Annotated in this window: 19 protein-coding genes; 17 read left to right on the forward strand and 2 right to left on the reverse strand. The window is 64.5% G+C overall.

Annotated elements, in window-relative coordinates; genetic code table 11:
• Positions 1-48 precede the first annotated feature (48 nt).
• On the reverse strand, positions 49-1,644 hold the full coding sequence (locus tag AC5V87_RS12600; protein WP_495371157.1) for an ABC transporter substrate-binding protein: 1,596 nt from the start codon (positions 1,642-1,644) through the stop codon (positions 49-51).
• Positions 1,645-2,020: 376 nt separating this feature from the next.
• Between AC5V87_RS12600 and AC5V87_RS12605 the strand changes: the two genes are divergently transcribed.
• From AC5V87_RS12605 to AC5V87_RS12630, 6 genes are all read left to right on the forward strand, one after another.
• Positions 2,021-2,278 (forward strand): DUF6489 family protein, encoded by a 258-nt coding sequence (locus AC5V87_RS12605; RefSeq protein WP_235539575.1) that lies wholly within the window; start codon positions 2,021-2,023, stop codon positions 2,276-2,278.
• Complete coding sequence (locus tag AC5V87_RS12610) at positions 2,278-3,078, forward strand: esterase/lipase family protein (protein ID WP_456839787.1); 801 nt, start codon at positions 2,278-2,280, stop codon at positions 3,076-3,078. The genes AC5V87_RS12605 and AC5V87_RS12610 overlap by 1 nt, the downstream gene beginning before the upstream one ends.
• Positions 3,079-3,125: 47 nt before the next feature.
• A complete protein-coding gene (locus AC5V87_RS12615; RefSeq protein WP_495371158.1) occupies positions 3,126-4,676 on the forward strand; it encodes a WS/DGAT/MGAT family O-acyltransferase in 1,551 nt (516 codons plus the stop codon).
• 22 nt (positions 4,677-4,698) lie between these two features.
• On the forward strand, positions 4,699-5,694 hold the full coding sequence (locus AC5V87_RS12620) for an alpha/beta fold hydrolase (RefSeq protein ID WP_495371159.1): 996 nt from the start codon (positions 4,699-4,701) through the stop codon (positions 5,692-5,694).
• Between the two features lie 129 nt (positions 5,695-5,823).
• Positions 5,824-9,060 carry a bifunctional cytochrome P450/NADPH--P450 reductase gene (locus AC5V87_RS12625; RefSeq protein WP_495371161.1) on the forward strand — a complete coding sequence of 1,079 codons (3,237 nt, stop codon included), beginning with the start codon at positions 5,824-5,826 and terminating at the stop codon, positions 9,058-9,060.
• Positions 9,061-9,090: 30 nt separating this feature from the next.
• Positions 9,091-9,765, forward strand: a complete 675-nt coding sequence (locus tag AC5V87_RS12630) for a spermidine synthase (RefSeq protein WP_495371162.1) — start codon at positions 9,091-9,093, stop codon at positions 9,763-9,765.
• Here AC5V87_RS12630 and AC5V87_RS12635 read toward each other — a convergent pair.
• On the reverse strand, positions 9,762-10,676 hold the full coding sequence (locus AC5V87_RS12635) for an alpha/beta fold hydrolase (RefSeq protein WP_495371163.1): 915 nt from the start codon (positions 10,674-10,676) through the stop codon (positions 9,762-9,764). The two genes, AC5V87_RS12630 and AC5V87_RS12635, sit on opposite strands and share 4 nt — an antisense overlap.
• Before the next feature lie 167 nt (positions 10,677-10,843).
• Here AC5V87_RS12635 and AC5V87_RS12640 point away from each other — a divergent pair, with 167 nt between their 5' ends.
• The 11 genes from AC5V87_RS12640 to paaD all read left to right on the forward strand — a co-directional run bounded on the left by AC5V87_RS12640 (position 10,844) and on the right by paaD (position 19,813).
• Entirely contained in the window at positions 10,844-11,242 is a 399-nt protein-coding gene (locus tag AC5V87_RS12640; RefSeq protein WP_495371164.1) for a hypothetical protein, read from the forward strand.
• Positions 11,220-12,302, forward strand: a complete 1,083-nt coding sequence (locus tag AC5V87_RS12645) for a PHA/PHB synthase family protein (protein ID WP_495371165.1) — start codon at positions 11,220-11,222, stop codon at positions 12,300-12,302. Before AC5V87_RS12640 ends, AC5V87_RS12645 begins: the two co-directional genes overlap by 23 nt.
• The gene (locus AC5V87_RS12650; RefSeq protein WP_495371166.1) at positions 12,299-12,892 is read left to right on the forward strand and encodes a GNAT family N-acetyltransferase; all 594 of its coding nucleotides are present in this window, start codon (positions 12,299-12,301) and stop codon (positions 12,890-12,892) included. The genes AC5V87_RS12645 and AC5V87_RS12650 overlap by 4 nt, the downstream gene beginning before the upstream one ends.
• Before the next feature lie 248 nt (positions 12,893-13,140).
• Positions 13,141-13,596, forward strand: a complete 456-nt coding sequence (locus tag AC5V87_RS12655) for a phasin (protein ID WP_456839778.1) — start codon at positions 13,141-13,143, stop codon at positions 13,594-13,596.
• Positions 13,597-13,765: 169 nt separating this feature from the next.
• Entirely contained in the window at positions 13,766-15,052 is a 1,287-nt protein-coding gene (locus AC5V87_RS12660; RefSeq protein ID WP_495371167.1) for a DUF445 domain-containing protein, read from the forward strand.
• A 188-nt stretch (positions 15,053-15,240) separates the two neighbouring features.
• A complete protein-coding gene (locus AC5V87_RS12665; protein ID WP_456839776.1) occupies positions 15,241-16,011 on the forward strand; it encodes an esterase/lipase family protein in 771 nt (256 codons plus the stop codon).
• Between the two features lie 297 nt (positions 16,012-16,308).
• Positions 16,309-17,175, forward strand: a complete 867-nt coding sequence (paaX, locus tag AC5V87_RS12670; RefSeq protein ID WP_456843396.1) for a phenylacetic acid degradation operon negative regulatory protein PaaX — start codon at positions 16,309-16,311, stop codon at positions 17,173-17,175.
• Between the two features lie 75 nt (positions 17,176-17,250).
• Positions 17,251-18,243 (forward strand): 1,2-phenylacetyl-CoA epoxidase subunit PaaA, encoded by a 993-nt coding sequence (gene paaA / locus AC5V87_RS12675; protein ID WP_495371168.1) that lies wholly within the window; start codon positions 17,251-17,253, stop codon positions 18,241-18,243.
• A gap of 9 nt (positions 18,244-18,252) precedes the next feature.
• Positions 18,253-18,540 carry a 1,2-phenylacetyl-CoA epoxidase subunit PaaB gene (gene paaB, locus AC5V87_RS12680; protein ID WP_495371169.1) on the forward strand — a complete coding sequence of 96 codons (288 nt, stop codon included), beginning with the start codon at positions 18,253-18,255 and terminating at the stop codon, positions 18,538-18,540.
• Positions 18,540-19,316 (forward strand): 1,2-phenylacetyl-CoA epoxidase subunit PaaC, encoded by a 777-nt coding sequence (gene paaC, locus AC5V87_RS12685; protein WP_495371170.1) that lies wholly within the window; start codon positions 18,540-18,542, stop codon positions 19,314-19,316. Before paaB ends, paaC begins: the two co-directional genes overlap by 1 nt.
• Positions 19,310-19,813, forward strand: coding sequence for a 1,2-phenylacetyl-CoA epoxidase subunit PaaD (paaD, locus tag AC5V87_RS12690; RefSeq protein ID WP_495371171.1), 504 nt, complete (start codon positions 19,310-19,312; stop codon positions 19,811-19,813). Before paaC ends, paaD begins: the two co-directional genes overlap by 7 nt.
• Positions 19,814-19,909 lie beyond the last annotated feature (96 nt).

Here is a 19,909-nt window from a genome sequence, read left to right on the forward strand (position 1 = left end):
AAAGGTCCCGGAAGCGTGACGCTGCCGGGACCTCGTGTTCAAGTGACGCTATTCCTTCTTGGTCGCCCAATGGAACATGACGAGGTTGTCGGCGCGCTGCGGCAGGTCGACCTTCTTCGACACGCCCCAGGCCAGCGCCTGCTGGTGCAGCGGGATGTAGGCCCAGTCCTTGATGCTGATCTCGTAGGCCTGCTTGATCAGCTGGTTGCGCTTGGCGGTGTCGGTCTCGACCAGCACCTTGTCGGTGATTGCGTCGAACTCCTTGTTGCAGTAGCCGCCGAGATTGGCTTCGCCTCGTGAGGATTTCGCATCGTCGCGGCAGCCCATGATGTCGTAGAGCACGTTGTGGGAGTCCATGGTGCTCGGCGTCCAGCCCAGCAGGTAGAACGAGGTCTGATAGCCGCCCTGCTTGAGCACCTTAGCGAAGTATTGCGCCTTCGGCTGCGCCAGCAAATTGATCTTGACGCCGATGCGGGCAAGCATGCCGACAACGGCTTGGCAGATCGCGGCGTCGTTGACGTAGCGATCGTTCGGGCAGTCCATGGTGACCTCGAAGCCATCGGGGTAGCCGGCCTCGGTCAGGAGCTTCTTGGCGCCGTCAGGATCGAATTTCGGCCGCTTGAACTCCTTGGACAGTATGAACAGCTCCGGCGCGATCATCAGCGCCGAGGGCGTCGACAGTCCGCGCATCACGCGCGTCTTGATCAGCTCGATGTCGATCGCCTTGTAGAAGGCTTCGCGGACGCGGGCGTCCTTGAACGGGTTCTTGCCCTTGATATTGGAGTAGAGCAGCTCGTCGCGGGTCTGGTCGAAGCCGATGAAGATGGTGCGCAGCTCCGGCCCCTTCAGCACCTGGGCATTGGGGCTGGAATCGACACGCGAGATATCCTGGATCGGCACCGGCTCGATGACGTCGACTTCGCCCGAGAGCAGTGCGGCGACGCGGGTAGCGTCAGAGGCGATCGGGGTGAAGATGATCTCCTTCAGATTGCCTTCAACCTTGCCCCAGTAATTGGGATTGGCCTTGAACACCGTCTTCACGCCAGGCTGATGGCTCTCGATGATGAAGGGGCCGGTGCCATTCTCGTGCAGCGAGGCGTAGCTTGGCGTGGTCGCCGCCACTGGCGTGGGATCGACGACGTTGTTCTCCTCGGCCCATTTCTTGTCCATGATGTACCAGACATCCCACGCGTTATGCAGGATGGGATTGGGCGAGGGCAGGACGAAATCGACGGTATAGTCGTCGACCTTGACCACCTTGACGTCGGGCGCAAGACGGGTCTGCATGTTCGACCCCTTCTTGCGCACACGATCGGCCGAGAACAGCACGTCGTCCGCGGTGAAGGGATCGCCGTTGTGGAACTTCACGCCCTTGCGCAGATGGAAGCGCCAGCGGGTCGGCTCCGGCGTTTCCCAGCTTTCCGCCAGCGCCGGAATGATCTTGAGGTCCTTGTCGCGCGCGGTGAGGCCTTGATAGACGTGACCGAGATGGGCGTGGGTGGTGCTCTCGTTGAGGGTATAGGGATCGAGCGACTTCAGGTCACCCTGGTTGGCATAACGCAGCGTCTGGCTGGACGCCGGCGACACCGTCAACGCAAACGTACCGGCGAGCGCCGCCGCAAACAGACTTCGACCGACTGACATTCTTGACCCTCTCCACACTGCCGCACCGGTGATTTTTGATTGTTCGGCGGGCTGATTTATCCATGTTGCCCAGAGTTATCGACCCGTGCAAGCGCCATTCCAGCAAGGAACGCGCCAAGTTGCGCCGCTGTGCAGCAATGCTGACCCGCAATCTCGGAGCGGACGGTTCGCCGGCAATATGGACTTTCGACTCGTGAAATCCCCCGGAGGCCGGGACGGTCGTCGGCCGGCCGGTGCGGTGCCCTCGTGCGATTTGATTGACCATACCTGCCGATCACGCAAGCCGGCGCCCGGCCGGCCGTCTCAGGTCGCTTGCGTTGCACACCGTGTCGCGGCGATACTGCAACAGGCCGCTCGAATCTGATCCGGAGGGGACATGAAGGTTAACATCGAAATCGACTGCACCCCCCTCGAGGCCCGCCAGTTCTTCGGATTGCCCGACGTAGCGCCGATGCAGACGGCGGTGATGGACAAGCTCCAGCAGCAGGTCCTGAGCAACATCGAGAAGATCTCGCCGGAGTCGCTGGTCCAGAGCTGGTTCACCTTCGATCCGAAGATCGCCGAGCGGTTTCAGGACATGTTCGTCGCGATGGCCGGCCTCGGCGGCACGCGCAGCGGCGACAAGAAGAAATAGTGGCGCCCGGACGGGACGGGGCGCTGGGGACAGACCGGCTTCGTCCGCCGGCTCTTGGCCTGCTGCTGGCCGAGACCCGTGGGCTGCTCGAATTGAATGCGAGCCTGCTGCTGTCGCCCGTCCTGATGCGCGCGCCCAGGGGCGACGGCCATCCGGTGCTGGCGCTGCCGGGCTTTCTCGCCAGCGATCTCTCGATGGCGCCGATGCGACGCTATCTCAGCGAGCTCGGCTATGAGGCACATGCCTGGCGGATGGGCCGCAATCTCGGTGGTCTCGGCCGGATGCGGGAGTCGCTGCGCGCCCGCCTGGCCGAGATCCATGGCGCGACCGGGCGCAAGGTCAGCCTGGTCGGATGGAGCCTCGGCGGCGTCTATGCCCGCGATCTCGCGCTGTGGGCGCCCGACATGGTCCGCTACGTGATCACGCTCGGCAGCCCGTTTGCCAACGACGTGCGGGCGACCAACGCTACGCGGCTCTACGAGGCGCTATCCGGAGAGCGGGTCGAGGATTTTGCGGAAGCGCGCGCGGCCATCGCGGGCGATCTGCCGGTGCTGGCGACGTCGATCTATTCGCGTGCCGACGGCGTCGTGAACTGGCGGACCTGCCTGCTCCGTCCTTCCGATCGCGCCGAGAACATCGAGATCCACCTGGCGAGCCATATCGGGCTCGGCGTGAACCCCGCGGCGCTGTGGGCCGTGGCCGACCGCCTGGCGCAACCGGAGGGGGAATTCTGGCCATTTGACCGGGCAGGGCCGTTTGCCATTGCATATGCCCCGCCGGAACAGGCAGTATCTGCCTGACGAGAAGCGCCGGCAAAGGCGCCCGTCGAATTTGAGTGGAGGGAACAATGGCCGACGGTAAGAAGCTGTCGTCACTGGACGCGTCGTTTCTCTATCTGGAAACGCCTGAGATGCCGATGCATGTCGGCAGCATGGCGATCTTTCGCCTGCCCGACGATTACAAGGGCGACTTCTTCGAAGACTTCAAGGCGATGATCGTCTCGCGCCTGCACATCGCGCCGATCCTGAAGGCGCGGCTGGAGAAGGCGCCGCTCGACATCGACCATCCCTCCTGGGTCGAGGACGATCAGTTCGACATCGACCGTCACATCTTCCGCGCCAGCCTGCCGCAACCGCGCGACCGCGCCACGCTCGAGCGCATCGTCGGCTGGATGCACGCCAAGCTGTTGAACCGCGCCCGCCCGCTCTGGGAATTCTATGTGTTCGAGGGCATGAAGGACAACGAGGTCGGGCTCTACTCGAAGATGCATCATGCCGCCATCGACGGTGGCGCCGGTGCAGCGCTGACCAACATGATCTACGACATCTCGCCGATCCCGCGGCAGGTCGATCCCCCGACCGGCGGGTCGAAGCCCGGGCAGGAGCCGCGCGACATCGCGGCGAACCTGCTCGATTCCTATCAGCAGCTGTTCAGCCAGCCGCTCGATGCCTCGCAAGCGGCGAGGAACCTGCAACTGCCGCGCACCGGCAAGAGCGACATCGGCTCGATCCTGTTCGACAACGCGATGTACCAGATCGAAAGCGCGGTGCGGTTCGCCGGCAACATCCCGACCGTGCTCAAGAGCGTCTCCGACGTGCTTGGCAAGATCTCTGATCCCAAATCGCGGGAAAGCCTCGCCAGCATGGTGTCGCCGCCGACCATGCTCAACAAGACCATCTCGTCGGAGCGCAGTTTTGCGGGTGTGTCGATCTCGCTGTCGCGGGCGAAGGCGCTGGCCAAGCAGGCCGGCGGTAAGCTCAACGACGTCGTGCTGGCGCTCGCCTCCGGCGTGGTCCGCCGCTACCTCCAGCAATACGGCGCGCTGCCGGCGAAATCGCTGACCGCGGCGGTGCCGATCTCGCTGCGCGAGGAGGGCAACACCGAGGCCAACAACCAGGTGTTCGGCATGATCTGCGCGATCGCGACCAACATCGACGATCCCAAGGCGCGATTGGAGGCCATCATCGCGCAGTCGACCAAGTCCAAGGAGATGTCGCATCCGCTGCGCGCTTTGATGCCGCAGGTCTCCAACATCTCTATGCTGGGAGCGCCGATCATGGTGCAGATCCTGGCGCTGCTCTACAGCCGCTCCAATTTGTCGGACGTGCTACCGCCGGTGGCCAACATCACCGTGTCCAACGTGCCGGGGCCGCGGCAGACGCTGTATGCGGCCGGTGCCGAGCTGCTGCACATCTTCCCGGTGTCGATCTCGACCCACGGGCAGGCGCTCAACATCACCGTGCAGAGCTATCGCGACCAGCTCGATTTCGGCTTCATCGTGGGCGCCAACATCATCCCGCATGTGCAGGTGATGTGCGACATGCTGCCGGAGGAGTTCGCCGCGCTGGAGGCGGCCTATGCGCCGCCCACAGCCGATATCAAGGGCGCAGCCGAATAGCGAGTTGATCAGGAAGCGTATCATGATTGAAATGCCGCCACTCCAGTTCGCCCAGACGAACGGAATCCGTATGGGATATTACGAGGCCGGCCCGGCCACGGACACTCCGCCAATCGTGCTGTGCCACGGCTGGCCCGAGCTCGCCTTCTCCTGGCGCCACCAGATCAAGGCGCTGAGCGAGGCCGGCATCCGAGTGATCGCGCCGGACCAGCGCGGTTATGGCGCGACCGACCGGCCGGAGCCGGTCGAGGCCTACGACATGGAGCATCTGACCGGCGATCTCGTCGGGCTCCTCGATCATCTCCGGATCGAGAAGGCGATCTTCGTCGGCCACGACTGGGGTGGTTTCGTCGTCTGGCAGATGCCGTTGCGGCATCCTTCGCGCGTCGCCGGCGTCGTCGGCGTCAACACCCCGCATTGGGACCGGGCGCCGATCGATCCGATTGCGCTGTTCCGCCAGCGCTTCGGCGAGCACATGTATATCGTCCAGTTCCAGGACCCTGCGCGCGGGCCGGACAAGATTTTCGGCAGCCGCGTCGAAGAGACGTTCGATGCCTTCATGCGCAAGCCGGCCGCTCGCCCTCCGGGTGCGCCCGAGGAACAGCCGATTGCCGGCATTGGTGCTTCGCCCCGCATCAACCTGGCGTTCCCACAGATGATTGCGAATTACGACGCCAGACATGATCCGCGCACGCCGATCCTGTCGCCGGAGGAGAAGAAGGTGTTCGTCGATACGTTCACGAAAACCGGCTTCACCGGCGGCATCAACTGGTACCGCAATTTCACTCGTAACTGGGAGAGATCAAAGGGGCTGGATCACCACATCAGCGTGCCGTCGCTGATGATCATGGCCGAGAACGACGCGGTGCTGCCGCCCTCGGCGGCCGACGGCATGGACAAGCTGATCGCCGACCTCGAGAAGTATCTGGTGAAGGACAGCGGCCATTGGACGCAGCAGGAGAAGCCGGAAGAGGTCAGCGCCAAGCTGATCGAATGGCGTAGAAGGCGGTTTGGCTGACGATGCTGTTGCCGAGTGAGTTTTAGACGTCGTTCCGGGATGGTCCGAAGGACTAGACCCGGAACCTCGAGATTCCGGGTTCTCGCTTCGCGAGCCCCGGAATGACGCGGTCAGGGGAAGCGTAGTTAAATGTCATCCAAGAACCGACTGAACCCGATTCCGCAGCCGCCGACCAGGCCGGTGGTCGGCAACATGTTATCGCTGGATTCCGCCGCCCCGGTGCAGCACCTGACGCGGCTGGCCAAGGAGCTGGGCCCGATTTTCTGGCTCGACATGATGGGCGCGCCGATCGTCGTCGTCTCCGGCCACGATCTCGTCGACGAGCTCTCCGACGAGAAGCGTTTCGACAAGACGGTGCGCGGCGCGCTGCGACGCGTGCGCGCGGTCGGCGGCGACGGCCTGTTCACGGCTGACACACGCGAGCCGAACTGGAGCAAGGCGCACAACATCCTGCTGCAGCCGTTCGGCAACCGTGCCATGCAGTCCTATCACCCGAGCATGGTCGATATCGCCGAGCAGCTCGTGCAGAAATGGGGGCGGCTCAACGCCGACGACGAGATCGACGTCGTCCATGACATGACCGCGCTGACGCTGGACACGATCGGCCTATGCGGTTTCGAGTACCGCTTCAACTCGTTCTACCGGCGCGACTACCATCCCTTCGTCGAGTCGCTGGTGCGCTCGCTCGAAACCATCATGATGACCCGCGGCCTGCCGTTCGAGCAGTTTTGGATGCAGAAGCGGCGCAAGACGCTCGCCGAGGACGTCGCCTTCATGAACAAGATGGTCGACGAGATCATCGCCGAGCGCCGCAAGAGTTCGGAAGGGATCGACGACAAGAAGGACATGCTCGCCGCGATGATGACCGGCGTCGACCGCGCGACCGGCGAGCAGCTCGACGACGTCAACATCCGCTACCAGATCAACACGTTCCTGATCGCGGGCCACGAGACCACCAGCGGCCTCCTGTCCTACGCGCTCTATGCGCTGCTCAAGCATCCGGACGTCCTCAAAAAGGCCTATGACGAGGTCGATCGCGTGTTCGGTCCTGACGTCAACGCGAAGCCGACCTACCAGCAGGTGACGCAGCTCACCTACGTCACGCAGATCCTGAAGGAGGCGCTGCGGCTGTGGCCGCCGGCACCCGCTTACGGCATCTCGCCGCTACAGGACGAGACCATCGGCGGCGGCAAGTACAAGCTCCGGAAGGGCACGTTCATCACCATCCTGGTGACGGCTCTGCATCGCGATCCCTCGGTCTGGGGCCCGAACCCGGATGCCTTCGATCCCGAGAATTTCAGCCGTGAGGCCGAGGCGAAGCGGCCGATCAATGCCTGGAAGCCGTTCGGCAACGGCCAGCGCGCCTGCATCGGCCGCGGCTTTGCTATGCACGAGGCGGCGCTTGCGCTCGGCATGATCCTGCAGCGCTTTAAGCTGATCGACCATCAGCGCTATCAGATGCATCTGAAGGAAACGCTGACGATGAAGCCGGAAGGCTTCAAGATCAAGGTGCGGCCGCGGGCCGACCGCGAACGCGGCACCTATGGCGGGCCGATTGCGGCTGCGTCCTCGGCGCCGAAGGCGCAGCGCCAGCCCACCACGCGGCCCGGCCACAACACGCCGATGCTGGTGTTGTACGGCTCCAATCTCGGCACCGCCGAGGAGCTTGCGACGCGCATGGCGGACCTTGCGGAGATCAACGGTTTTGCCGTGCATCTCGGAGCGCTGGACGACTATGTCGGCAAGCTGCCGCAGGAGGGGGGCGTTCTGATCATCTGCGCCTCCTACAACGGCGCGCCCCCGGACAACGCGACACAGTTCGTCAAATGGCTCGGCGAGGACCTGCCGAAGGATGCCTTCGCCGGCGTGCGCTACGCCGTGTTCGGCTGCGGCAACAGCGACTGGGCCGCGACCTATCAGTCGGTGCCGCGTTTCATCGACGAGCAATTGTCGAGGCATGGTGCGCGCGCGGTCTATCCGCGCGGCGAGGGTGATGCGCGCAGCGATCTCGACGGCCAGTTCCAGAAATGGTTCCCGGCGGCCGCGCAAGTCGCGACCAAGGAATTCGGCATCGACTGGAATTTCACCCGCACGGCGGAAGACGATCCGCTCTACGCGATCGAGCCGGTCGCGGTGACCGCGGTCAACACCATCGTGGCCCAGGGCGGCGCGGTGGCGATGAAGGTGCTGGTCAACGACGAGCTCCAGAACAAGTCCGGCGCAAACCCTTCCGACCGCTCGACGCGCCATATCGAGGTGCAGCTGCCGTCCAACATCACCTATCGCGTCGGCGATCATTTGAGCGTGGTCCCGCGCAACGATCCGACGCTGGTGGATTCGGTGGCCCGCCGTTTCGGCTTCCTGCCGGCCGACCAGATCAGGCTCCAGGTCGCAGAGGGCCGCCGCGCACAATTGCCGGTGGGTGATGCCGTGTCGGTCGGCCGCCTGCTCAGCGAGTTCGTCGAGCTGCAGCAGGTCGCAACGCGCAAGCAAATCCAGATCATGGCGGATCACACCCGCTGCCCCGTCACCAAGCCAAAACTGCTGGCGTTTGTCGGGGAGGAGCCTGAAACGCTCGAGCGCTATCGCAGCGACATCCTGGCGAGGCGCAAATCGGTGTTCGACCTGCTGCTCGAATATCCCGCCTGCGAATTGCCGTTCCACGTCTATCTCGAAATGCTCTCGCTGCTGGCGCCGCGCTATTACTCGATCTCGTCCTCGCCGTCAGTCGACCCGGCGCGGTGCAGCGTCACGGTGGGCGTGGTCGAAGGGCTCGCGGCCTCCGGGCGCGGCACCTACAAGGGCATCTGCTCGAACTATCTCGCCAACCGGCGGGCCGGCGATACGATCTATGCCACCGTGCGCGAGACCAAGGCGGGCTTCCGCCTGCCGGACGATCCATCCGTGCCGATCATCATGATCGGTCCGGGCACGGGACTTGCGCCTTTCCGCGGCTTCCTCCAGGAGCGCGCCGCACGCAAGGCGAAAGGGGCCAGGCTCGGTCCCGCCATGCTGTTCTTCGGCTGCCGTCATCCCGAGCAGGATTTTCTTTACGCGGAGGAGCTGAAGGCGCTGGCGGCCGGCGGCATCACCGAGCTGTTCACGGCGTTCTCGCGCGCAGACGGGCCGAAGACCTATGTGCAGCACGTGCTCGCCGCGCAGAAGGACAAGGTCTGGCCGCTGATCGAGCAGGGCGCGATCATCTATGTCTGCGGCGACGGCGGCAAGATGGAGCCCGACGTGAAAGCCGCGCTCGTCGCGATCCATGGTGAGAAGAGCGGCAGCGATGCCGCCGCCAGTGCACGCTGGATCGAGGACATGGGCACGAACAACCGGTATGTGCTGGACGTCTGGGCCGGCGGGTGATTGATCGTCCGATCGTGCTAAAACTCTCCCATGATTCCCTGGGAAAAACTCGACGCCGCCAAAATACCCGGCTCGGACGAAGAGCTACGCCTGATGCGGCGGGGCAAGGAGTTTTCGATCAAGCTCGGCACCAACGAGCTGATGAACAGCCGCCTGTCAGGCTCCGAGGCCGCACTCGCGACGCTGGCGGCGAAGCAGATCGAGAGGGTTGCCGAGCCTGTCGTTCTGATCGGCGGCCTCGGTATGGGTTTTACGTTGCGCGCGGCGCTCGCCGTGCTCGGCGCCAAGGCGAAGATCGTCGTCTCCGAGCTCGTCCCGTCGGTCGTTGCCTGGGCGCGAGGCCCGATGGCAGAGGTTTTTGGTGACAGCCTGGGTGACCCACGCGTCAGCATCCGCGAGACCGACGTCGGCGAGATCATCCGGGCGAAGAGCTCGGCCTTCGATGCCATTCTGCTCGACGTCGACAACGGGCCGGAAGGGCTGACCCGCAAGGGCAATGACGCACTCTACAGTGCGAGCGGATTGAGGGCGGCAAAGGCGGCGCTGCGACCGGGTGGCGTGCTCGCCGTCTGGTCGTCAGGGCCGAACCCTGCCTTCACCAAGCGTCTCGGCCGTGCCGGCTTTAACGTCAACGAGGTCAACGTCCGCGCCACCGGCCGAGGCGGCGGCGCACGCCACGTCATCTGGATCGCGAAGAAGACTTAAGCCGCCTTCGCCGCCGCGCCATGCGCGTGCTTGTCGATGGCGCCGATGATCTCTGGCCAGAAGCGCATTGGCAGCGCGTGGCCCATGCCTTCGATCATCAACAGCTTTGCGCCAGGAATTGACTCTGCAGTGTCCTTCCCGCCCTCGGGACGAACCAGCGGATCAACCGTGCCGTGAATGACCAGCGTTGGCGTCTTGACGCTACGCAGCCGCGCCTTGCGGCTGCCGGAGGCAAGCACGGCGCGGAGCTGCCGGCCGACGCCGGCAGGATTGAGCCCGCGGGCAAAGACGCGTTCTGCGCGGCCGGGATCGAGTGCCTCCTCTTCCGGAAACGATCCGGCGCGCAAGATCTTCCAGGTCTCGCCGAAGCGGGTGATGAACTCCTCCTTGCTGCGCGGTGGCGGTGCCGTCAGCATGGCGGCGGCCTCGCGGGTCGGCGGCGGCACGCGCGGATTGCCCGTCGTCGACATGATCGAGGTCAGCGAGCGCACCCGCTCGGGAAACGACAGCGCCACCTCCTGCGCGATCATCCCGCCCATGGAAGCCCCGACCAGATGCGCCGACTTGATGCCGAGCGCGTCCATCAGCCCAACCGTGTCCCTGGCCATGTCGATCAGCCTGTAGGTCGCGGCGACGGGAATCCTGAGGAAGCGCAGCTTCAGCAGCTCGAGCGGCGTCAGGCGCTTGCCGCCGGTGAGATGGCTCGACTTGCCTATGTCGCGATTGTCGAAACGGATCACGCGAAAGCCGCGTGCGGCGAGCTGCTCGCAGAACGCATCGTCCCAATGGATCATCTGCGCCCCGAGCCCCATGATCAGCAGCAGCGGCTCGGCGTTGTCGTTGCCGAAAATCTCGTAGCAGATGTCGATGCCGTTGGCGCGGACGGTCTGGGGCGGCTGATGGGTGGTCACGGGCGCGGTCCCTCCTGCTGATCGATGCTGTATCGCACGGTTTTGTTCCGCGAAGAAGCCGCGTGCGCGACGCCACGCGCGCGGCTTGCCGGTTGACCGGCACTGCGCAACGGTGTGGTATGGCGAGAAAAGAGGGGTGAAAAGCCCTCCACATTGGGAGGACGCTGATGACCGACAAGATCACCGATCCGGTTGCCTTGTGGCAGAAGATGGTTGGCGAGATGGAGAAGGGTTTCAACTCCTTGGCGACCAAGGCCATGGAGACGCCCGAATTCTCGCAGGCCATGAACCGCGCCGGCGGCGTTGCTGCAGGTGCTCAGAAGCAATTCGGCGATCTCATGGAGAAGTACCTGCTCTCCATGAATCTGCCGAGCCGCGAGCAAATGACCGGTATCGCCGAGCGGCTTCAGTCGATCGAGGGCCAGCTCGGCGAGATCAGGTCGATGCTGAGCCAGATGTCGGCCAATACGGGCGCGCAGCAGGTTGGCGCTGCGCCTCGGCCGCCGCGCACGAAACGTCCGCCGTCCGAAGCGGAGAGCAAAAATGAACGCCCCAACGGGACTTGATTTCGCAGCCATCCCCGAGCGTATCCAGTCCGAGGTGCAGCGCGCCATCATGCGCAGCATCAAGGGCGTCGAATATTTCTCGACATCCGGTCCCACGCTCGGCTCGACGGCGAAGGACGTGCTGCATTCGCGCGGCACGATGAGCCTCTATCACTACCGACCGATGTCGGACGAGGTCTACCGCGTGCCGGTCTTGATCGTGATGGCGACCACCAACCGCGGCTACATTCTCGACCTCGTGCCCGGCCAGAGCTTCATCGAGTTCCTGCTGAAGCGCGGCTACGACGTCTACATGCTCGACTGGAGCGCGCCGCGCCCGGAGGAGAAGAGCCTGCGCATGGAGGACTATGTCCTCGACTTCATCCCGGATTGCGTCCGCCGCGTGCAGGCCGATTCCGGCGAGCAGGACGTCTCCGTCATCGGCTATTGCTTCGGCGGGGTGCTGTCGCTGCTCTACGGCTCGATCCACAAGGACGGGCCGATGAAGAATCTGATCTGCTTCACCACGCCGATCGACTTCCGCGAGATGAAGCTGTTCTCGAACTTCTCCGACCGCCGCTATTTCGACGTCGACCGCCTCGTCGATAGCGTCGGCAACGTGCCGCCGGAGATGATCCTGTCCTCGTTCGAGATGCTGCGTCCGGCCTCACGCACGGTGAGCCAGATCCAGCTCTGGGAGAACATCTGGAACGACGAGTTCGTGAAATCGTACCGGATGTTCGACCGCTGGGCGACCGACACGCTGCCGCTCGCGGGCGAATATTTCCGCACCATCACCAAGGACCTGATGTGGGACAACAAGCTGTTCAACGACACGATGTCGGTGGGCGGTCGGCCGGCGAAGCTCGAAGACATCAAGGTGCCGATCCTGCATGCGGTCGCCGAGCATGACCATATCGTGCCCTATGACGCCGCAAAGCACCTGATCGCCAAGATCGGCTCCGCGGACAAGGAAGAGGTGGTGCTGAAGGGCGGTCACGTCTCGCTCATTGCGGGCGCCAATGCGGTGAAGCGGCTGTGGCCGAAACTGGACTCCTGGCTGGGGAAGAGATCGACATGAGCGAGCAGCGTTCCTATCCGCGTCACGTCAAGACCGACGCCGGCAATATCGAAATCCGTCTGATGTCGCCCGCGGACGAAGCCGCGGTGCTGGCGTTCGGCAAGGGCCTGCCGACCCATGACCTGTTGTTCCTGCCGCGCAATATCAGCGAGCCGAAGGTGCTGTCCGCCTGGGTCAAGGAGATCGAGCGCGGCGCGATTCAGAGCTTGCTCGCGGTCCAAGAGGGCAGGGTCGTCGGTTGCGGGACGCTGGTGCGCGATGCGCATTCCTGGTCGCCCCATGTCGGCGAGCTTCGCATGGTGGTCTCGCTCGACGTCCGCGGGAAAGGGGTGGGCAAGGCGCTGTCACAGGAGACCTTCGCCCTCGCGCTTGGCGCCGGTCTGGAGAAGCTCTCGGTGCAGATGACGGTGGACCAGCAGGCGGCGATCGCGCTGTTCGAGAGCCTCGGCTTCAAGGCCGAGGCGCTGCTGCGCGACCATGTCCGGGACGTCGACGGCAAGACGCATGACATCGTCGTCCTCGGGCACAATATCGCGCAGGTTCAGGCCCAGATGGAGGCTTATGGGCTGCCAGGCGCCGTCCAGCATTAGATGCGCCGTCCAGCACTGAGGCGCCGTCCACGGCGGCCAGAAACTGGAAATCAACCCCATGCACAGTAGGCGGCGGGGCCCGGGAAGGCAGCCGATTGCCTCGAATTGAGGCTGTTCACGATTTCGTGATATCGCAGTGCAGTACGAATATTGCATCGCACAATTGGCCGTGCCATATAAGCCGTGCCCCGGGCCATCGAGGACGGGGTGAGCCCATAGCTCAACGCAATGAGGATGGAGAGAACCCCATGACCACTGAAACGAACACTGCTTTCGAGGGCTTCAAGGACGCTTTGAAGAACATCCAGAACCTGGAAGTTCCCGAGGCCGCCCGCGAGTTCGTCAAGAAGACCGCCAACACCGCCAAGGACCGTGCTGCCGAGGTGTTCGCTGGCTCCGAGCGCGTGACTGCCGCCGTCGAGAACGCGGTGACCGAGTCCGTCACCGAGGCCGGCAAGATCAGCCGCAACATCCAGCAGGCGATCTACGAGGACGCCGAGGCTTTCTTCTCGGGCATCGACAAGCTTGCGTCCGCCAAGTCGGTCAGCGAAGCCGTCGAGATCCAGTCGAGCCTGCTGCGCGCCCGCGGCGAAGTGTTCGTCTCGCGCGCCAAGGCGACCGCCGACTATCTCGGCAAGCTCGCCGCCAACGGTGCCAAGTCCGCTCAGGACAACTTCGCCAAGGTCTACACCAAGACCGCCTGATCCGGCGCCCTGAGCAGAGAAACCGAATTTGAGGCCCGCTTCGGCGGGCCTTTGTTTGTGCTGCCGTCGTGATCGTCATTCCGGGGCGCCCGAAGGGCGAACCCGGAATCTCGAACTTCCGGGTTCGATGCTTCGCATCGCCCCGGAATGACGTAATCTAGACTTCATCATGAACGCACCCGCCACGTTCTCCTTTGATAGCCCCGGCGATGCCGAGCGCGCGGCCGAGCTCCGCCGCGTGAAGGCGCTGGCGACGCTGGTGCTGGCCTCGACGCTGGCACTGTTCATCGTCGCAAAGTGGCTGCTGCCCGTGCATCCCGTGTTCGCCTTCATCGCGGCCTTCGCGGAGGCCGCGACCATCGGGGGGCTCGCCGATTGGTATGCCGTGGTCGCGTTGTTCAAGCGGCCGCTCGGCCTGCCGATCCCGCACACCGCGATCATCCAGAGCAACCAGGCCCGCATCGCGGACAAGCTTGGCGAGTTCATCCAGGTGCATTTCCTCGAGGCAGGTCCCGTCGAAGCCAAGCTGAAGGAGATCGATTTCGGCTCCTTCGTCGCCGACTGGCTGCGCGACCGCAAGCGCAGCGACGACCTTGCGCGCTTTGCGCTGCGCCTGCTTCCTGAGGCCGTCTCCGCGACCGAGACCTCGGGCCTGATGACCTTCATCATCCGCCGCATGTCCTCGCAGCTCCAGGCGATCGACCTTGCGCCACTCGCCGCCGGCACGCTGCGCGGTTTCGTGGCGGAGGGGCGGCACCAGATCCTGTTCGACGATCTCCTGCGCGTGATGCACGAGACGCTGACCCAGAAAGAGACCATGGCGATGATCCGCGACAAGGTGCGCGCGGAATTGCCGACCCTGCTCAAGCTCTATCGCGCCGACAAGTTTCTGGTGAACAAGATCGTGTCGTCCGCCACCGCGTTCTTCAACGAGGTGCGCAGCGATCCCAAGCATCCGTTCCGCGGCGAGTTCGACCGCATGGTGCTGAGCTTCGTCGACCGGCTCGGCACCGACCAGGCCTATATCGATCGCATCGACGGCTTGAAGCGTGATCTGCTCGCGCGGCCTGAGCTTGCCGATCTCGCCCGCACCGTATGGGCCAACACCCGCTCCTTCATCGAGCGCAGTGCGAGCGGCGAGACGCAGGTTTTGCAGCATCACCTCGCCGGCATGTTCGTTTCGGCGGGCGATGCGCTGGCCGGCGATGCCGAGCTGCGCGGCGAGATCAACCAGGGCCTGGTGACTGTGCTGCGCAGCTTCGTCGCCGACCAGAAGAGTGGCGTCTCGACCTTCATCTCCGACCAGGTCAAGGCGTGGAATATGACGCAGCTGATCTCGCTGATCGAAATCAATATCGGCCGCGACCTGCAATACATCCGCTTCAACGGCTCGCTGATCGGCGGCCTCGCCGGGCTCGCGCTCTACTCCGCAGAATTCCTGCTTCGATTCTTGTGACTTTTGCGTCACGGCCGGTGGCATTAACGTATGGGCCTATTGTCGCCTTGCGTCTCTCCCGCTTGAATGTCCGGAACCGGCCACCTAACTGATTCATACTGCGCTGCGGAACGTTTAAGAAGCCGGCGTATTGGAATTCAAGCCCATTGCCGGCATCGCGACCGGCGCCTTCTCCAAGGGATCCAGTGATGACCGCTACTGCCCAGACGCTGCGTCCGCCCTCCCGTACCCTGATGTTTCTGGAGGGGCGCGCGATCCACGAGTTCGGCGCATTCCTCGGCGCACTGCCACTACTGAGCCTCGCGCCGCGTGGCGACGGGCATCCGGTGCTGGTGCTGCCGGGCCTTGTCGCTTCTGATGCGTCCACGCGCGCGCTGCGCACGTTCCTGACCAGCAAGGGCTATGCGGTGAGCGGCTGGCGTCAGGGCCGCAATTACGGCCTGCGCCCCGGCGTCCAGCATGCGATGGTCGATCTGGTCGAGGAGCTCAGCGACAGGCATGGCCGCAAGATCAGCCTGGTCGGCTGGAGCCTTGGCGGCCTATACGCCCGCCAGCTCGCCAAGATGATGTCCGAGCGCGTGCGCCAGGTGATCACGCTCGGCAGCCCCTTCGCCGGCAATCCGCGTTCGACCAATGCCTGGCGCGTCTATGAATGGGCGAGCGGCCGCCGCGCCGACGAGGTCGATCCGCAGTTCGGCGGCGAGCTCGCCGTGCCGCCGCCGGTGCCGACCACCGCCATCTTCAGCCGCACCGACGGCGTCTGCGCCTGGAAGGGCTGCATGGAGAAATCAGGCGCGCAGACGGAAAGCATCGAGGTCGAGAGCAGCCATTGCGGCATGGGCCACCATCCCGCGGTCGTCTACGCCGTCGCCGACCGCCTCGCGCAAAAGGAAGGCCAGTGGCGCCCGTTCGATCGCAGCGGCTGGCGTAGCCTCGCCTACCCCGACCCGCATCGGTAATTTCTTCGCCTCTCCCATTTGGCTCCCCTGCGGCGCATCCTTCGAGATGCCCGCCTCTGGCGGGGCCTCAGGATGAGGCCCGAGTGTGTGGCAGCTGCTTTAGCGGGCGCCAATGCCCGTTTAGCCTCATCCTGAGGAGACCGCCACCGGGTCCGCGCAAAGCGCGGCCCGATGACAGGCTCCGCGGTCGTCTCGAAGGACGAGGCGTGCGCGGGGGAGAGGGAGAAGAAGCAGCGTCGCACCAGCCGTCGCTCCCGTCCACTGTCGCGGCCGCACCAAACGCGCTATGCCTCGCGCATGGCGCATCCGCTCTCCCGCATCATCGACCAGCTCAAGCGCGAACCATCGCGCACCGGCTCCATCGTCATCACCGTGTTCGGCGACGCCATCGTGCCGCGCGGCGGCTCTGTGTGGCTCGGCACGCTGCTGGAATTCTTCGAAACCCTCGACATCGACAGCGGCGTGGTGCGCACCGCGATGTCGCGCCTCGCCGCGGATGGCTGGCTGACGCGCGAAAAGGTCGGCCGCAACAGTTTCTATCGCCTCGCCGACAAGGGGCGGCAAACATTCGAGGCCGCGACGCGCCACATCTACGATCCGCCGCAATCGGACTGGACCGGACGCTTCGAGCTGCTGCTGATTGGCAATGGTGAAGACCGCGACGTCTCGCGCGAGGCGCTGCGCAACGCCGGCTTCGGCAGTCCGCTTCCCGGTGTCTGGGTCGCGCCATCGGGCGTGCCGGTGCCGGAGGAGGCCGCCGGCGCCATCCGTCTCGAAGTCTCGGCCGAGGATGACAACGGCCGCCGCCTGCTCGGCGCGAGCTGGCCGCTGGGGCGGACTGCGGATGCCTATCTGAAATTCATGAAGACCTTTGAGCCGCTGCGGGCCGCGATCGGGCGGGGCAGGGATTTGTCCGAGGCTGATGCGTTCACCGCACGCATCCTGCTGATCCACTATTATCGCCGCGTCGTGCTGCGCGATCCGCTGCTGCCCGAGAGCCTGCTGCCCGCGGACTGGCCGGGCAGGGCAGCCCGCGCGCTGTGCAGCGAGATCTATCGCGCGCTGCTCGCCCCGTCCGAACAATGGCTTGACGGCCATGGAACCAACGAAAAGGGGCCGCTGCCGCCCGCCCGAAAGCTCCTGGAGAGGAGGTTCGAGGCTTGATTTATATGTTACAGAAATATCTTGCATGACGTAATTTATGTTATATATTGCCTCCCAATAAACGGGAGGACGCGCATGTACACCCAGGCGCTGAACACGGCCGAGACCGACGATCGCGGTCTGGAGGAAGCAGGCCGAGCTGAGCAGTTCCAGGCCCGCATCGATGCCGAAGCACGCATCGAGCCGAACGACTGGATGCCGGCGGCCTATCGCAAGACGCTGACCCGCCAGATCTCCCAGCACGCCCATTCCGAAATCGTCGGGATGCTCCCCGAAGGCAACTGGATCACGCGCGCGCCGACCTTGCGCCGCAAGGCCGCGCTGCTCGCCAAGGTGCAGGACGAGTGCGGCCACGGGCTCTATCTCTACGCCGCGGCCGAGACGCTTGGCACCTCGCGCGAGGAGCTGGTCGACGCGATGCTCGCAGGGAAAGCCAAATATTCCTCGATCTTCAACTATCCGACGCTGACCTGGGCCGACATCGGCACCATCGGCTGGCTGGTCGACGGTGCCGCGATCATGAACCAGATCCCGCTGTGCCGCTGCTCCTACGGGCCCTATGCGCGCGCGATGATCCGCGTCTGCAAGGAGGAGTCGTTCCACCAGCGCCAGGGCTACGAGATCATGCTGACGCTGTGCCGTGGCTCGGAGGAGCAGAAGGCAATGGCGCAGGACGCGCTGAACCGCTGGTGGTGGCCGGTGCTGATGATGTTCGGCCCGCCGGATGCGACGAGCCAGCACAGCGACACCTCGACCAAGTGGAAGATCAAGCGCTTCTCCAATGACGAGCTGCGCCAGAAGTTCGTCGATGCAACCGTGCCGCAGGCGCAATATCTCGGCCTCACCATTCCCGACCCCGGCATGATTCAGGATGTGGACGGGCACTGGCGCTACAGCGAAATCGACTGGACCGAGTTCAAGCAGGTGCTGGCCGGCAACGGCCCGTGCAACCGCGACCGCATGGCCGCGCGCCGCAAGGCGCATGACGAGGGGGCCTGGGTGCGCGAGGCGGCGGCCGCTTATGCCGCAAAGCGCGCGCAGCGTCAGATCGCGCAAGCCGCGGAATAGGAGATCAATATGGCTACGCCGAACACGCCGTTGTGGGAAGTTTTCATCCGCAGCCGCAACGGGCTCGCGCACAAGCATGTCGGCTCGTTGCATGCGAGCGATGCTACCATGGCCTTGCAGGCCGCGCGCGACATCTACACCCGCCGCAGCGAAGGCCTGTCGATCTGGGTCGTGCCCTCGGCCGCGATCACCGCGAGCGATCCCGCCGAGAAGGGCATGATGTTCGAGCCGGCGGAATCGAAGATCTACCGGCATCCGACCTTCTACGAGGTGCCGGAAGAAGTGGGGCACATGTGATGACGACCGCCAACATCCACGTCGCCGAAACGCCGCTAGTGCTCTATGCGCTGCGCCGCGCCGACGATGCGCTGATCCTTGGCCACCGGCTGTCGGAATGGTGCGGTCACGCGCCGATGCTGGAAGAGGACATGGCGCTCTCCAACATCGCGCTCGACCTGATCGGCCAGGCCCGCGAGCTCTACACCTACGCCGCCAACGTCGAAGGCAAGGACAACGATGAGGACAAGCTCGCCTACCTGCGCGACGTCAGACAGTACCGCAATCTGCTGTTGGTCGAGCAGCCCAACGGCGACTTCGCGCAGACCCTGGTACGGCAGTTCTTTTATTCCGCCTTCGCTGACTTTTATTGGCGCGCCATGACCGCCTCGCGAGATCCGACGCTGGCGGCGATTGCCGCGAGATCGGAGAAGGAAAGCGCCTATCATCTGCGCCACGCCTCGGAATGGATCATCCGGCTCGGCGACGGCACGGACGAAAGCCACAATCGCGCGCAAGCCGCGATCGATCACCTCTGGGCCTTCACCGGCGAGATGTTTGCCGTCGACGACGGCGAGCGCGCGCTGATTGACGCCGGTATCGCCATCGATCCCGGGACCTTGCGTGGCCGCTGGCTGACGACGCTCTCAGATGTCGTCGGCGAAGCAACGCTGCAGTTGCCGCAGAACGACTGGATGCAGCAGGGCGGCCGCGCCGGCCGCCATAGCGAGCATCTCGGCCATCTCCTCTCCGAGCTGCAGTCGATGCAGCGCACTTTTCCGGGGCTGACATGGTGACGGTGCTGAACCGCGACAGCGAGCTGCGCCGGCGCGCCTGGGACGCCGCGGCGAGCGTGGTTGACCCGGAAATCCCGGTGCTGACCATTGCCGATCTCGGCGTGCTGCGCGATGTCGTTCTCGACGGAGACCACGTCGAGGTTGCGATCACGCCGACCTATTCGGGCTGCCCGGCCATGAACATGATCGCGCTCGAAATCGAGCTCGCACTGGAGCGGGCCGGCTTCCATCGTCCGAAGGTGCGCACGGTGCTGTCGCCGGCCTGGACCACGGACTGGATGAGCGAGGAGGGACGCCGCAAGCTGACCGCCTATGGCATCGCGCCGCCGCAGGCATCAAGCTCACGCCGTGCGCTGTTCGGCGAGCAGGCGGTGGCATGCCCGCAATGCGGCTCGGACAGGACCGAGTTGTTGTCCGAGTTCGGTTCGACCTCCTGCAAGGCGCTGTGGCGCTGCAAAGCCTGCCGCGAGCCCTTCGATTATTTCAAGTGTCATTGAGGCGCATGATGTCAGCCCCATCGTCATTGCGAGGAGCCCTTGCGACGAAGCAATCCAGAACGCTTCGGCGGAAAGACTCTGGATTGCTTCGCTTCG

The sequence above is a fragment of the Bradyrhizobium sp. SOJA106 genome, from assembly GCF_059448745.1.

Bases quoted from the DNA above. Each gene is read 5' to 3' on its own strand.
- AC5V87_RS12600 (WP_495371157.1), bottom strand. From the start codon at position 1,644: ATGTCAGTCGGTCGAAGTCTGTTTGCGGCGGCGCTCGCCGGTACGTTT.
- AC5V87_RS12605 (WP_235539575.1), top strand. From the start codon at position 2,021: ATGAAGGTTAACATCGAAATCGACTGCACCCCCCTCGAGGCCCGCCAG.
- AC5V87_RS12615 (WP_495371158.1), top strand. From the start codon at position 3,126: ATGGCCGACGGTAAGAAGCTGTCGTCACTGGACGCGTCGTTTCTCTAT.
- AC5V87_RS12620 (WP_495371159.1), top strand. From the start codon at position 4,699: ATGATTGAAATGCCGCCACTCCAGTTCGCCCAGACGAACGGAATCCGT.
- AC5V87_RS12625 (WP_495371161.1), top strand. From the start codon at position 5,824: ATGTCATCCAAGAACCGACTGAACCCGATTCCGCAGCCGCCGACCAGG.
- AC5V87_RS12630 (WP_495371162.1), top strand. From the start codon at position 9,091: ATGATTCCCTGGGAAAAACTCGACGCCGCCAAAATACCCGGCTCGGAC.
- AC5V87_RS12640 (WP_495371164.1), top strand. From the start codon at position 10,844: ATGACCGACAAGATCACCGATCCGGTTGCCTTGTGGCAGAAGATGGTT.
- AC5V87_RS12645 (WP_495371165.1), top strand. From the start codon at position 11,220: ATGAACGCCCCAACGGGACTTGATTTCGCAGCCATCCCCGAGCGTATC.
- AC5V87_RS12650 (WP_495371166.1), top strand. From the start codon at position 12,299: ATGAGCGAGCAGCGTTCCTATCCGCGTCACGTCAAGACCGACGCCGGC.
- AC5V87_RS12655 (WP_456839778.1), top strand. From the start codon at position 13,141: ATGACCACTGAAACGAACACTGCTTTCGAGGGCTTCAAGGACGCTTTG.
- AC5V87_RS12660 (WP_495371167.1), top strand. From the start codon at position 13,766: ATGAACGCACCCGCCACGTTCTCCTTTGATAGCCCCGGCGATGCCGAG.
- AC5V87_RS12665 (WP_456839776.1), top strand. From the start codon at position 15,241: ATGACCGCTACTGCCCAGACGCTGCGTCCGCCCTCCCGTACCCTGATG.
- paaX (WP_456843396.1), top strand. From the start codon at position 16,309: ATGGCGCATCCGCTCTCCCGCATCATCGACCAGCTCAAGCGCGAACCA.
- paaA (WP_495371168.1), top strand. From the start codon at position 17,251: ATGTACACCCAGGCGCTGAACACGGCCGAGACCGACGATCGCGGTCTG.
- paaB (WP_495371169.1), top strand. From the start codon at position 18,253: ATGGCTACGCCGAACACGCCGTTGTGGGAAGTTTTCATCCGCAGCCGC.
- paaC (WP_495371170.1), top strand. From the start codon at position 18,540: ATGACGACCGCCAACATCCACGTCGCCGAAACGCCGCTAGTGCTCTAT.
- paaD (WP_495371171.1), top strand. From the start codon at position 19,310: ATGGTGACGGTGCTGAACCGCGACAGCGAGCTGCGCCGGCGCGCCTGG.